Annotated in this window: 12 protein-coding genes; 9 read left to right on the forward strand and 3 right to left on the reverse strand. The window is 41.3% G+C overall.

From position 1 onward, the window contains the following. Positions 1-38: 38 nt before the first annotated feature. Positions 39-2,879 (forward strand): hypothetical protein, encoded by a 2,841-nt coding sequence (locus ACNURT_RS09000; protein WP_419701443.1) that lies wholly within the window; start codon positions 39-41, stop codon positions 2,877-2,879. Positions 2,880-2,998: 119 nt separating this feature from the next. Here ACNURT_RS09000 and ACNURT_RS09005 read toward each other — a convergent pair whose 3' ends face one another. After that, on the reverse strand, positions 2,999-3,349 hold the full coding sequence (locus tag ACNURT_RS09005) for an RNA recognition motif domain-containing protein (protein ID WP_419701444.1): 351 nt from the start codon (positions 3,347-3,349) through the stop codon (positions 2,999-3,001). A 395-nt stretch (positions 3,350-3,744) separates the two neighbouring features. Here ACNURT_RS09005 and ACNURT_RS09010 point away from each other — a divergent pair, with 395 nt between their 5' ends. The 6 genes from ACNURT_RS09010 (at position 3,745) to ACNURT_RS09035 (ending at position 7,684) form a co-directional block, all read left to right on the forward strand. Continuing rightward, positions 3,745-5,307, forward strand: a complete 1,563-nt coding sequence (locus ACNURT_RS09010; RefSeq protein WP_419701445.1) for a M20/M25/M40 family metallo-hydrolase — start codon at positions 3,745-3,747, stop codon at positions 5,305-5,307. 105 nt (positions 5,308-5,412) lie between these two features. After that, positions 5,413-5,877 carry a RidA family protein gene (locus ACNURT_RS09015; RefSeq protein WP_419701446.1) on the forward strand — a complete coding sequence of 155 codons (465 nt, stop codon included), beginning with the start codon at positions 5,413-5,415 and terminating at the stop codon, positions 5,875-5,877. 107 nt (positions 5,878-5,984) lie between these two features. Next, positions 5,985-6,149, forward strand: a complete 165-nt coding sequence (locus tag ACNURT_RS09020; RefSeq protein WP_419701447.1) for a hypothetical protein — start codon at positions 5,985-5,987, stop codon at positions 6,147-6,149. Next, complete coding sequence (locus ACNURT_RS09025) at positions 6,146-6,349, forward strand: hypothetical protein (protein WP_419701448.1); 204 nt, start codon at positions 6,146-6,148, stop codon at positions 6,347-6,349. Before ACNURT_RS09020 ends, ACNURT_RS09025 begins: the two co-directional genes overlap by 4 nt. A gap of 136 nt (positions 6,350-6,485) precedes the next feature. Next, a complete protein-coding gene (locus ACNURT_RS09030; RefSeq protein ID WP_419701449.1) occupies positions 6,486-6,854 on the forward strand; it encodes a nuclear transport factor 2 family protein in 369 nt (122 codons plus the stop codon). A gap of 53 nt (positions 6,855-6,907) precedes the next feature. Continuing rightward, a complete protein-coding gene (locus ACNURT_RS09035) occupies positions 6,908-7,684 on the forward strand; it encodes an SDR family oxidoreductase (RefSeq protein WP_419701450.1) in 777 nt (258 codons plus the stop codon). A gap of 22 nt (positions 7,685-7,706) precedes the next feature. Here ACNURT_RS09035 and ACNURT_RS09040 read toward each other — a convergent pair whose 3' ends face one another. After that, positions 7,707-8,867, reverse strand: a complete 1,161-nt coding sequence (locus ACNURT_RS09040; protein WP_419701451.1) for a trans-sulfuration enzyme family protein — start codon at positions 8,865-8,867, stop codon at positions 7,707-7,709. Between the two features lie 2 nt (positions 8,868-8,869). Continuing rightward, complete coding sequence (locus ACNURT_RS09045; protein WP_419701452.1) at positions 8,870-10,207, reverse strand: APC family permease; 1,338 nt, start codon at positions 10,205-10,207, stop codon at positions 8,870-8,872. 276 nt (positions 10,208-10,483) lie between these two features. Here ACNURT_RS09045 and ACNURT_RS09050 point away from each other — a divergent pair, with 276 nt between their 5' ends. Beyond that, positions 10,484-11,530 (forward strand): LacI family DNA-binding transcriptional regulator, encoded by a 1,047-nt coding sequence (locus tag ACNURT_RS09050; RefSeq protein ID WP_370994739.1) that lies wholly within the window; start codon positions 10,484-10,486, stop codon positions 11,528-11,530. Positions 11,531-11,783: 253 nt separating this feature from the next. Then, positions 11,784-12,464 (forward strand): basic secretory protein-like protein, encoded by a 681-nt coding sequence (locus ACNURT_RS09055; protein WP_419701453.1) that lies wholly within the window; start codon positions 11,784-11,786, stop codon positions 12,462-12,464. Positions 12,465-12,494 lie beyond the last annotated feature (30 nt).

Raw genomic sequence — 12,494 nt, forward strand, 5'->3', positions numbered from 1 at the left:
CATTCTTTTTTCTGTAACTTTAAATTATTCACATTTATATGTTCCGGCGTTTACAGAATTGGGTCAACCGTCATTTTTCGTCTGTTTTTTCACTATTGCTGATGGCCTTATTGGTTATCGGCAGTATGACGCTGAAGGATAATTACCTTATTGTAACCAAGTATACCCCTTCGGGCATCATCAATTGGGAGATCAATGCCAGCAATGCCCGCAGGGATTCCATCTTAAAAGAATGGCAGGCCGGATTTAAGAAAAACCAGATCTATACCCGCGAAACCACTTATCCAGAAACCGTCACCGGTATCGAAACCGCGGTTTTCCGGAACAATGCCGACTATACTTTCATCGGGATTTATGTAGGTATCCTGCTCATTCTCATCTTCCGGATAGGGAGCCAAAAGGCCAATCGTCGCCGCCGGGTGATATCACAACGCTCAGTTGCCATATTAAGCGCATTAGTGCTCTTTGCGGCACTGCTGGATGTGTTTGAGAATATCATGACCAACCGGGCTCTGCAGCATTTTAAACTGAAACTGCCTTTGCCCGATGCCTGGCTTATCGGCCTGCCGGCTTGTATTAAATATCTGCTGCTGGCGTTTGTATTTGGAAAACTGCTGTATGAGGGTTTTAAATTGGGTAAACCCCGGTTTTGGCTCGACTATACAACGGCCTGGATAGGGCGCCTGCTAACCTATTCCTGGCGTTTTCGTATTGTATTGATCACGCTGTTAATTTTTTTCCTGGGACTTTTTATCAGCGCGCAGATCCAGGATATGCTGCTCTCTATCAATACCTCCCGCTGGGCCAGTTTTTACTTCCTGGTGGCCATAACTTTGCTGGCGCTCATGTGCTGGCATTTGCCCAAGGCTATTGATAATTCCCTCAGAATAAGTTATAAGTGCTTTTTTATAGGCCCGATTGATTTTGACACCAGTCGTTTGCCCGCTGGTTCCAGACCATCGCTCAAGGTAGATACGGCCAGGCTATTCGGGGCTGCCGCTTTCCTGATACCGGCCACAGGCATCCTGCAAACCATGAATGCCTACCAGATTGATTATATGCTGAAAGATGTGCCCCCGCTGATACTATTGCTGGCTTCCATTATTTTTTATAAGATCATTTTGCGCTATAAATGGATAGATAAGCTATTTAAATCGGATGGTAAAGTAGTTGTATGGCGTTTTTGGCTAAGCATGGCAGCTTTAATATTGCCTATGATCATCTGGGGTAGTATTTATGGAAAGCGTAACCGCGAACCACATTTTTTGGCCTATTTATCGCTCGACCTGTTCTTTTTATCGGCCATGTTTGTGATCACTGCGGCTTTGCGTACAGGCATCCCGGGCATACGCAAATGGCACGTGGCACCCTGGATAACCTTTTGTGGAATGGTAGCTATGCTGTTTTTTATTCTATGCAACTTTCCGCCATTTTTAAATGAACTAACCAGCGGCAACCGCTACTATACGATGCCTATTGTATTATGCGCGGCCGCGGGCTATCTGTTGTTCTTTTCGTTTTTATTATTCGCCGGTAAAAAAACAGGTTTTAGTTTGATCACCTTTTTGCTGGTGTTTACGCTGTACCGGTCCATAAGTACAATAACAGCTTATCATGAGGCCTATATCCAGAAACAAGACAACTATCACAAATCGCTGGACTCTTTAGACCACTATACCGAAAACTGGCTCAAAAGCCGTAAACAGGAAATTAAAGCCTTTGTTGCCCGGAATCCAGGTACACCTTACCCGGTGTTTTTTGTAAACGCTTATGGCGGAGGACTAAGGGCAACGGTTTGGACAACCATGGTGATGGGAACGCTGGATAGCCTGGTAAAGGAACGTTATGATAATGGGCCAAACACCCACGACTTTCAGCATTATGTTTTTTCCTATTCCGGAGCATCAGGAGGTACTATTGGGCTATCGCTGCTTTGCAATGCCCGGTATCAGCATCAACAAAATATGGCAGGCGATACCGTGTTTTACCCGGCTAACTCACTGGCCATCTATCGTAATGATTATCTTACCTCAAACATTGTGGCTTTATTAGGCAGGGATATGCTGGCCTCGTCATTAGGGATTGCTCCCTGGGCCGATAGGGCACGATTGATGGAGGAAGATTGGGAAAGGCATACCCACGCACATCACCTCAATATGAAAGTTACTATGGGAAGGATGTGGAAAGGCGGACATTATGAAATACCCTTACTTTTTGCCAATACCTTTGATGTAGATAGTGGTAAAAAGGGTATATCAGCCCCGGTATTACTGGATAGCCTTGATTTTCCTTCAACCATATTTTTAGAGCAGGAAATTGAAGATCCCGGCGATCTGCGCCTGAGTACAGCTACTTTTTTGAGTGCCCGGTTCCCATATGTAAGTCCTACAGCTAAACTTAATGGAAAACATCATTTTACGGATGGGGGTACCTGGGATAATTCGGGCGCTGAAACCTCGTTGGGCGTACTTACGGTGTTTGAACGGGTGCGTAATAAACTGATCAGGGAAGATACTATATTTAGCCATATTCAGCCGCAATTCCTATCGCTGCCCAACTCGGTTAAGCAGACAGAAGATGCGGGTAAACCCGGTAATTTATTTGAACCATTGGCGCCGCCCGTAGGAATATTGAATAGCCGCGTGGGGTACATGAAAAAATCAGAAGATTGGAATTACTCCATTTCGAGAATAAAGCATTATGGATTTTACCTGTTCCGCCCAACTGCCGAAAGGGTGCCAAATACGCGGATCTGGCCTGTGTTGCCTCTCGGCTGGCAAATATCAGACTATGCTATGACCCGGATGAGGCTAAGCGTATTGCGCGACAGTGTTACCATTAACAAAGTATTGGACCGCTTTGGTACTGCAAAAAAATAAAGCGGGGGAGCCTGTCATCCTGAGCTTGTCGAAGGGCCTTGCATAGGCCAACCCACCATGCTTCGACGGAGCTCAGCATGACAGACTTTTTGAACAAAGTCTTTTAATGGGCAATTACGCTATATCCTAGGCCGCTTTTTAGCCACAAAATCTTTTTCCGGCCTGGGACTGGCATAGCCTCCTTGTTGCGGGCGAAAACTACGCTGCGGCATTGGAGGTTTGGCGGCAGGTTTATCAGCAGCTTGTTTTACACTGAGTACGCGGTCGCCCATTGGGGTACCATCAAGTCCTTCAATGGCGCGGTCGGCCCCGGCTTGGTCGGTCATTTCCAGGAAGGCGTATCCTTTGCATTTACGGGTTTTTTTATCCCGCACTATCTTGATGGTATTAACCGTGCCATAGGAATTGAATATTTTAACTAATTCAATCTCTGCTATATCAAGAGGAAAGCCGCCGACAAATAATTTCATGGTAAATTTTGATGTTTGGAATTAACAAATATAGGTTATCCGGACTAAAAAGTATGATAAGCTACAAATTGTTTGCCCCAAAGTTAATTTATAGTCAAAAAAACTTATTAATTAAGTAAAGAAAATGCCAAAATATTCGACAAAAGTCGGTATGTCGGCGACCGACTTACCCCGCCTGCGCTTCGCTGGGCCACCCCCTCTGCGGCTACGCCGTAAGAGGGTAAAAAGCTTTCTCAGACCCACTTTATCGCTTGCGGAAGAGAGGATGGTAGAGCGAAGCAACGACAGGTGAGTTACTATACAAGTACAAGCGATGGGTTGCGAAATTTATTTTGAAAACTTCCCATTAAGAACAAAATTATAAAGGGCTGTTCAAATTTTTATAAATTAGGTTTATGAAAACAACTGATCTTAATCTACTCACTAATTGTTGGCGTAAAGCCGTTCCGCTTATGGTAAGCGCTTTGCTTTGCTGCGGTATGAGCCAGGCACAATCCAGCAAAGCGGTCATTGACGGCATGATGCAGGAAGAAACCAATAATTCGCAACTTGAAAAACTGGCTCATGAGCTTTTTGATGGCATTGGCCCCCGTTTGGTTGGCACACCCCAAATGAAACAGGCCAATGACTGGGCGGTTGCCAAGTATAAAAGCTGGAATATAGATGCCCATAACGAAAAATGGGGCGAATGGCGCGGGTGGGAGCGGGGTATATCACACATTGATATGGTATCGCCACGGGTAAAATCATTGGAGGGTACGCAATTGGCATGGAGTCCGGGTATGGGTAAAAAGACGGTAAGTGCCGAGGTGATCATCATTCCCGATCTGGCCGATTCTGTAGCTTTTCAGCAATGGCTGCCTAATGTAAAAGGTAAATTTGTAATGATATCCATGTGCCAGCCAACCGGCCGGCCGGATTATAACTGGCAGGAATTTGCCCTCAAAGAGTCATTTGAAAAGATGAAAGCCGAGCGTATAGCAGCAACCGATGCCTGGCGTAAACGCATCAGCAAAACGGGATATACAACGCGTACGCTTCCTGTAGCGCTCGAAAAAGCGGGGGCAGCTGGTATCCTGACCAACAACTGGTCGGCGGGTTTTGGGGTTGATAAAATATTTGGCGCTTATACCAAAATAATCCCTACGGTTGATATCGCGCTGGAAGATTATGGGATGTTGTACAGATTGAGTGAATCTGGCGGTAAGCCGGTAATCAGCATGCATACTGAATCGAAGGAGCTGGGTGTGGTGCCTACATTTAATACTATTGCCGAAATAAAAGGCAGCGAAAAACCAAATGAATATGTGATGCTATCCGCCCACTTTGATTCCTGGGATGGCGGTACCGGTGCTACAGATAATGGTACCGGAACGTTGACAATGATGGAAGCCATGCGTTTACTGAAAAAATATTACCCTCACCCAAAACGTACCATATTGGTTGGTCACTGGGGCAGTGAAGAAGAAGGCCTGAATGGCTCGCGTGCTTTTGTGGAGGATCATCCTGAAATTGTACAGAATCTGCAAGCCCTGTTTAACCAGGACAATGGTACCGGCAGGGTTGTAAACCTATCGGGACAGGGTTTTGTGGAGGCTAAGGATTATTTAACTCGTTGGTTAGCAGCCGTGCCCGATACTATTAAAAACCGCATCAAAACAAACTTCCCCGGTCAGCCCGGAGGCGGTGGATCTGATTTTGCTTCATTTGTAGCTGTTGGGGCGCCTGGCTTTTCGTTAAGTTCACTGAATTGGTCGTACGGCTCTTATACCTGGCATACCAACCGCGATACCTATGACAAAGTAGTTTTTGACGATCTGAAGAATAACGCCATACTGGCCGCCGTTATGGCCTACATGGCCAGCGAAGACCCGGCTAAAACAACCAATACAAAAACAGAAGGCATTAAATGGCCTGTCCAGGTTAAGGCGACCCGCCGTGGTGGACTGGATAAATAAACCTGAAAGAATAATCATTGGTTGGCATCCTGAATAGAAGGATGTCAACCAGTTTTGCTAAGCTCAATTACCACAATAAGCAAATAATTGTCAAATACTTACGCTATGAAAAAACATCTTTATTTATTCCTGCTATTCATCTCATCAGCAGGTTTCGCCCAAACAAATAATATCACATTTATAAACCCCTCATCGGTAAGCACACCTAAAGGATATTCGCAAGCGGTTACCGTTGATCTGGGAAAAAGTACTATGCTCATTCTTTCCGGGCAGGTGGCTTTAGATAAAAGTGGCCAACTTGTAGGTAAGGATGATATCACGGCTCAAATTCAGCAGGTATTTACCAATATCAAAAATATAGTTGAAGCTGCGGGAGGATCTATGAGTGATGTAGTAAAGCTTAATTATTATATGACCGATGTTTCGCAGGTACAAGTGCTACGTGGTATCAGGGATAAATTTGTGAATACCACTCACCCGCCTGCCAGTACCTTGGTGCAGGTTAGCAAACTATTCAGGGATGATATTCTGATCGAGATAGAGGCTACCGCTGTTATCCCAAAGAAATAACATCGTCTATGTTCTTTATTTGTTTGTCTACATAGTTTCCTGTTTAGTCTATTCTATGTCTGTGTAAATTTTTATGCGGGTAGCTTTACATCATAACAAGCTATCTATTGTATGAAAAAGCCAGCACCACCCCTCGTTTATTATATGGCATCATTGCTTTTCTATCGCTCATTGGAATTGCTATTGTAGTGCGCCGAATGCTGACCTTAATACCTGTGCTGATCAATGACTATCATCCATCATCATACGGATATTGTTTATTACCTGTATGATATTTATTATCGGTTATGTTTTTGGTGAGTTTTCAAAAAAGCCTGCTTTAACCATCATTACAAAGGTGGCCGCTATTTTGGTTATTGTACTCTTTATTGCTGCTAATATGCCGTTTATGATAAACAGATTTGAGTATTTAGGAGGTAAAGATCGCAGGCAGCGGTGCGATACTGTTTACAGGCAGGGGAAACATCCTTAACAAACCTAACTTCTTCATAACAAGTTAATATTGGGTATGTTAATGTTTAGGCATTAACATACCCTTTTTGTTTTTTATGAAACATTAAGGGTGTTTTATTTATTGTTATATAATAATGATTTGTCTGAATAATAATATGGAAAAAGATACAGTAGAATTAACCAGGAATGCTAAAGAAGTGGTACTGGCTTTTATAGATGCAATGAATAAAGAGGATTTTGCCACTGCCCGCAAATATTTAGCAACAGATATGACCTTTAAAGGCGTACTGGGGTCACGTGATGGGGCCGAGGCGTATATGAACGATATGGAGAAGATGAAGTTTAAATACGACCTGAAAAAGGTCATTGCTGATGGAGATGATGTATGCTTGTTTTATGATATTGATATGGGGCGTGTTGCCATATTCAGTTGTGGGTGGTACCAGGTTAAAGACGATAAAATAAGCTCTTTTAGAGTGATATTTGATCCTCGTCCTGTTTTGGAGCAATCCAACAAAAACTAAAATAATTTATCGAACCTATACCTTATCAATTATTTATAAGAAAAGCTTAACAGATGAAGAACGTATTAGTAACGGGAGGTACCGGCCTGCTGGGAAAAGAAGTTGTAGATCAGTTACTATCCATTAATTATGGAGTTACTGTATTAAGCTCAAAAAAAAATGCTATTGTCCCCACCGGTGTGCAGTTGGTAAAAGGTGACCTGGCTTCGAACAGAGGTCTGGAAGAAGCCACAAGGGATGCTGATATTATTATCCACTGCGCAAGTAATCCTAAAGACACTCAAAGCGTGGATATCAAAGGCACACAAAACTTGTTGGACGCAATAGACCGGGATAGAACCCTGCATTTTATTTATATCTCCATTATTAATGTCGATAAAAGTAATTATGCTTATTATCAAACTAAAATAAGGGTTGAACAAATGATTGCCGCCAGCGGCATACCATTTTCTGTTTTACGCACTACCCAGTTTCACAATTATGTACTCTCTATTTTAAAATCATTTGATAAAAAAAATGGCACCCTGGCTATTCCCGATGGTATGCATTTTCAATCTATAGAAGTAAAAGAAGCCGCAACATTGCTGGTTGATTTAGCGCAAAGAGAACCTGTAGGATTGGTTCGTGGAGTAGGGGGGCCTGAACTGCTTAAATTTGAGGAAATGGTAAAAACATATCTCCATGTACTTAGCCGTACGGATGAACTAAAAGTACGGCCACTTCAGAGCGAAGAATACGACCGGTATCGTTCTGAAAATAATATCTGGCCAACCAATAGTTACGGGCGGATAACCTGGGAAGCTTTTTTACGGCACGATCTGGCGAGTTAATATGATTTGGAGGCGCTGATAACTAAATTTTGGCCAATGCCTGCTGAAGATCCTGAATCAGGTATGCAGTATCTTCTAAGCCAACATACATCCTGATCAATTGAAGGCGCTCATCTGTTGCAGTATACTCCTGCTCTGAAATAGCGGCGATTGATGGTAGCATTAAACTCTCGTGCCCACCCCAGGAAACGGCCAGTAATATATGTTGGAGACTATTGCAAAATGTCTCTATTTTTTTAAATGAAGAATTTTTCAAACAGAAGCTGAATAACCCGCCACAACCCTGCATTTGCTCATGTGCCAGTTGTGTTTGTTTAAAGTCCGTGCTGAAAGGCCATATCACCTGGTGAACGTGTTCATGTTCTTGTAGCCATTTGGTAATAACCCCGGTACTTTCAGAGCTGCGTTGTAAACGCAAGGGCAAAGTTCTTAATCCTCTGAGCAGTAACCATGCAGAATGTGGCGAAATGGCAGGACCCAGGTTCATGAATTCATGATCAAATATCTGTCTGATCAGCTCTTTGCTACCTGTAAGCACACCCGCTACTACATCAGAGTGCCCTCCGATATACTTGGTGGCCGATTGGGCTACCAGGTCGATACCCATACTGATAGGTTGCTGATATATAGGACTACAGTAGCTGTTATCGATCATGGTTACAATACCATGCGATCTGGCAAATTTGGCGATCCTTTTAATATCCTGTAGCTCGTAACTAAAAGTATTAGGACTTTCTAAAAATATCAACCGTGTTTGGGAGGTAACGGCAGTTTCAAAATTGTCATAAATGGTGCCGTCAATAAAAGTGGTGTTAATGCCAAATTTGGGAAAAAATTCTTTGAAAAGTTTTATGGTCCAGCTATAAGGATTCTCTACAGCCACAATATGATCGCCGGATTTAAGCAGGGAAAGTAAAGGAACACTTATGGCTCCAATACCGCTGCTAAATACCAAAGCATCGTCGGCACCATCAAGCGCGGCCAGTTTTTTTCGTAAGATGCTTAGTGTTGGATTTTGCCCCCTGGAGTACAGATTGGTATCAAATTCATCGGCCATAGCCTGCCTGAGCCCGGTTACGGTATTAAAAGTGAAATTACTTGATTGTATGATGGGAGGCGAAACCGCGTTAAAGTAATTTTCTCTTTCTTCTCCCAATTCATTTAATATAAATGAAAGCTCCATAGTTAAGGTATTATAATGGTGTTCTGGCTGTTTTTAGTAATAAAATATATAATGAGGCCGGTAACAAAAGCGCAAAGACAGATCAATGCAGCCATTGGATTTTCGATAAATATGCTTATAGTAACAAACCAATAAGCGGCAATAAAAATAATAGGGATGGCAGGGTACCATTTCATGGTGTAAATACCCGTTCTGTCAAGATGTCTGGTTTTTCTTCTTAAAATGAAAATGGTGACTGCTGCTGTAGAAAGTCCTATGGTATCAAAAAACATCACGTAGCTGAGTATCTTTTGAAATGAACTTATAAAAAACAATATAAGGAGTATCGCAGTTACAAAAAAGCTTAGGCCAAACTCTTGTACCTGTGTTTTTTGGTTAACACGCTTAAAACGATGTGGTAAAATTCCATCTTCGGCCATGGCATAGTAAACTCTGGGATTGGCCATAATGTTAACATTGATGAAGGCGAGCACAGAAACAAACATCAGCAATGAGATGATCTTATAGCCAACGGCGCCAAAAATAGCACCCGCCAGAGTAGCTGCCAGTGCGGTTTTATGTTGCAAGCCCTTGATGCCTAATACGGAATAATAAGCAAAGTTAATAAGCAGGTATAGAAGTATAACGGTTATCATCCCTGTAAAAATTGCTTTAGGGATGTTGGTCTTGGCGTTAATGATGTCTCCTCCAAAATTAATGGTTTGTTGATAACCGCCATACGTGAAGAATACAGCCACTAAACTTATCCCGAACGCGCTCAAATCATAATTATTATTATCAGGTGGTACAATAACTCTGTAAGCACCGGGTGTTATATGACTTTTGAATACGGCGGTACAAAGAATAAGGATCATGCTTATTTTAAATATGGTAAGTGCATTTTGAGTTCGTGCACTCATTTTAATGCCTAATAAATTTATGATATATAAGATAAGTACCGACGTGATAGTCGTGATCTTAATACCCATGCCATTTTGCAGACTGGCAGGCATAATTACAGGGTTTATATACTCGGCACCTATGAGTGCCACAGCAGCTACCGAGGCGGCATTGCTGATCACCAATATCCAGTTGATCATAAAAGCGAATGCCGGGTGAAAGCAATAGGAGAAAACCTTGTAAAACCCCCCGGTAGTGGGATAGCGTGCCCCTATTTCTGCAAAAGTAAGGGCCCCGCATAAGCTAATAGCCCCCCCAAAAAACCAGGCGCCAAAATATAGGAAAGGATTACTTGAATTAATAGCTACTTCTCCGGGTGTTGCAAAAATACCCATTCCAATCACCAGACTGATAACGATCATCGAGAGATCAAAACGGGTAAGTTTGGGCGTAATGCTCATAGCAATTTTTGTCTGTCAGTGTTTAATTATTAAAGGGACGTCAATTTAAAATGGTAAATTAAGCATATTTATTAACTATATCCGTATCACTAAAAGGATTTAGTAAACAGCAACAAGTATATTATTTATAGAAAAAAACGTTTATCAATAACGCCTATAATCATAAGTAATAGATGTAGCAACATTGTTGTAAATTTATATTTTTGATAAACTGGGTATTTACCTAAATTGTTGCGGATTATACAATAAGCCTAAAATCACGAGAGACTACAAATAATGATAAATAAAAAAATATCCATAAAGGATATCGCAAAACTAACCAATACCTCTATTACAACGGTATCATTTGTTTTAAACGGCAAAGGCCGTATTAGTAAAGAAATAACCAAAAAAATCCTGGATGTAGCCGCCAAAAATGGATATGAGCCTAACAGGATGGCAGTGGGTCTTCGTACAGGTGTTTCAAAAGTAATAGGCTTGGTAGTTGAAACCATTGGAGGTCCATTTTTTGGGGCTATGGCCAAAGTAATAGAAGAAGAAGCTGAAAAAGAGGGCTATAGAATTATTTATTGCAGCACTAACAATAATGTTCAGAAGGGAAAAGATGTGATCAGAATGCTTTCGCAGCAATTGGTTGATGGTTATATCATTACCCCCATGAAAGGATTAGAAAAAGATATACAAAATCTTATCGCCAATGAAAAACCAGTAGTATTAATTGACGGTTATTTCCCTGGGCTGGATATTCCACATGTGCTGGTTGATAATCATGAAGGCGCTTTTAGTGCGGTTAGTCATCTTTTAAAGGCAGGGTATAAAAAGATCGGCCTGGTAACGGCTGATCTTGACCTTATTCAATTACAGGATCGTACGAGGGGATATAAAGATGCTTTAAAGATGAATAACATAAAGGAGGATAAAAAACTACTATTCAAATTGCCTTTTGATACTGATAAGGATAAAGCCATAGAAGCTATAAAGGCTTTTATAAAACAGCAAAAGCAAATGGATGCTATATTTTTTACCACCAACTATTTAGGTACAATGGGTCTGGAAGGTATTAAACAGCTCGGGCTAAATATTCCTAAAGACCTGGCTATGGTAAGTTTTGATGATAATGAAATATTTAGTTTGTATCCGCCAGGAATCACAACCATACAACAACCTACTTATGAAATAGCAAAGTCGGCTATTGACCTTCTGTTGGCAGGAATAGGAGGAGACAAGAAGAGTAATTCAAAAATCCAATATCAAATACCATCCAAACTTATAGAAAGAGGATCGACACCTCTAAAAAATAATGCCATTATTGAAGTAAATTAAATTCATTAAATCAAATAAAAGTGAGTTTTAAGGTAATTTGACGCAACATGTGCTTAATTGTATGTGGTTTTATCGATTTTTTAACTCTTTAATAATTAGTACTCAAAGCGTTTATCGAATAAGCGATGAACGCTTATTAAAATCATAATTGTTACAATCAAAAAAGATAAATAATACTATATATATTGGTAAAACGTTTTACTTTTGGAAAAACATCTAAATAATCATTATCGCAACATTAACCAAAGCATCCATGAAAAGAATCTTACTTCTAAATTTCCTGATCATTTTAGGGCTTTCAAGCAACAGCAATGCACAGCCAACCGAAGTGTTTAACAAAAAAGGTTACCAATTAACCTTTGAAAACCAGGATGCCAATTTCAGTCCCGAGCTTAAGAATAAATTGGTTGAAACGTTTTACACCGTTTATCCTAAACTGGCAAAAGCATACAATAAAAAAACCTTAAAAAGCGTAATTTTTGTTATTGATACCGCTTATAATGGTGTTGCTGCCACAGATAACGGCCGTGTTGTTTTTAGTTCAAAATACATGACCAAGCACCCGCATGACATTGATGTGGTTACGCATGAAGTAATGCATATTGTGCAGGATTATGGTAGCAATAACAACGGACCCGGCTGGTTAACCGAAGGCATTGCCGATTATGCCCGCTATAAATTTGGAGTCGATAACGAAGGCGCCAAATGGGCATTACCTGCGTTTAAAGCAACCCAAAGCTATGAAAACAGCTATCGTATTACCGCCCGTTTCCTGGTGTGGATAGAGAAAAACATTAAACCGGGGCTGGTAAAAAATTTGGATGCCCAACTACGCAACCATACCTTTACTAATGATAGCTGGAAAAAAGAAACCGGCAAAACATTAGATGAACTTTGGGCAGCCTATGCGGCCAATCCGGTTATTGCAGCGTAACCTATTCACACCATCATATATATGAAATTA

Source organism: Mucilaginibacter sp. NFX135 (assembly GCF_048565145.1).
Classification (GTDB): Bacteria; Bacteroidota; Bacteroidia; order Sphingobacteriales; family Sphingobacteriaceae; genus Mucilaginibacter.